2 protein-coding genes are annotated in these 1,522 nt (G+C 28.3%); both read right to left on the reverse strand.

The window, feature by feature from the left end:
- Window positions 1-1,084, reverse strand: a 1,084-nt coding sequence (locus SVN78_11125) for a M14 family zinc carboxypeptidase (GenBank protein ID MDY6822157.1), incomplete at its 3' end; no start/stop codon positions are given.
- A 129-nt stretch (window positions 1,085-1,213) separates the two neighbouring features.
- On the reverse strand, window positions 1,214-1,522 hold a 309-nt coding region (locus SVN78_11130; protein MDY6822158.1), incomplete at its 5' end, for a hypothetical protein.

Below are 1,522 nucleotides of genomic sequence, written 5' to 3' on the forward strand. Positions count from 1 at the left end.
CAGGTGACGCTATATTCACTCTTGCAGCCTCTGTTAATATACCAATTTGATTGTGGTAATATGGAGCAGGCCTTAGCCCACCATGCCACCACATATCATAAATACCATTTGTTACAACACCCTCCAAGTTCTTATAGGCAAGATCTGATGCAACAGCACCACCAATAAGTTGAATATCCCTTATAATAGTTGAATGAACCTCTGGATTTGCAGGATCATCAAATGGTGGAACAAAAAACCGGGGCCCAGTATTGCCCATCTCATGGATATCATAAACAATAACTGGATATAATCTCTTAAATAGTTGTTCACTCCAAACCCTTGTTTCAGCAAGATTATTCATAAAATAATCTCTATTATTATCATGACCTGCATATTTTTGATACAAAAATGGTGGTGTTGTTCCTTCCGCTTTTGTGCCTAATGTATTCCAATACCAATGAACAACCCTATCAACACCATCTGGATTAATTGTAACCGAAAAAACCAAAACAATTTTATCTAAAATTTCTTTCAAATAATCATCTTGTATACTTAAAAGCTTATAGATAAAATTTGGAGCCATTTGGGTTGAGGTAATTTCATTTGCATGAATAGACAAACCAACAAATAAAACCATTGGCTGTGAATTGATCAGTTCATTTATATCTATTTCACCCTTTATTCTTGGATCTGAAAGAATTTTTTGTTTTTCTAAAATATCTCCTAAATTATCTAAATTATCTTCAGATGATATTATAACTTGATAGATTTTTCTATCTTCAGTTGAATATCCAACATTTTCTAATTTAACATAGGGTGAATTTTTAGCTAAATATTGATAATATTTTAACAATTGTTCATAATCTACTAAAATTTGATCTTCAGTTAGAGGAAAACCATAAAATTCCTCAGGAGAATATAGGTCAACATCTTTGTTTAAATAATAATTGCTATTAAGAATGTTGTGAAGCTTAACATCTTTTATATAATAATCTCTATTAGAAATTCCATGGAGTTTAATATTCTTAGCTGGCTCTAAATCTCCGTATATCAATGGTATATAAAAAACGAAAAATATTAATAGACAAAATATTGTTCTCATCGACATATACCTAAAATTGTTCTATTTTATTTTATAGAGTAAATGTTTATATGTCAAGCAGTTTATAAGTTAATATATAATCCTTTAATATATGATACTTTAATGATTATAAAAAACTACAAACATATTCTATTCTATAACAAAAGCACCCAATGTTTTCTCTCTTTTAAGGGAAGCATCTATTATTTGAAGTACGACAAATAATCGTATTTTCATCTCAAAATATTTAATAAAATCCCTAAATTCTACTGGTCTAAAATCTTCTAATTTAATTTGTAAATTTTCTACTGTTTCTCTGGTTTTAAGTAAAATATCTCTACTTCTAACAACACCTATGACCAAATCAACCTTTGTTCTAAAAAAATTATTTAACTCATCTAATATTTTATTATTATTTTCATTAAATTCAGAGAAATGAATAAATTCTTTTAATGTATC

This window comes from Deferribacterota bacterium (genome assembly GCA_034189185.1).
Classification (GTDB): domain Bacteria; phylum Chrysiogenota; class Deferribacteres; order Deferribacterales; family UBA228; genus UBA228.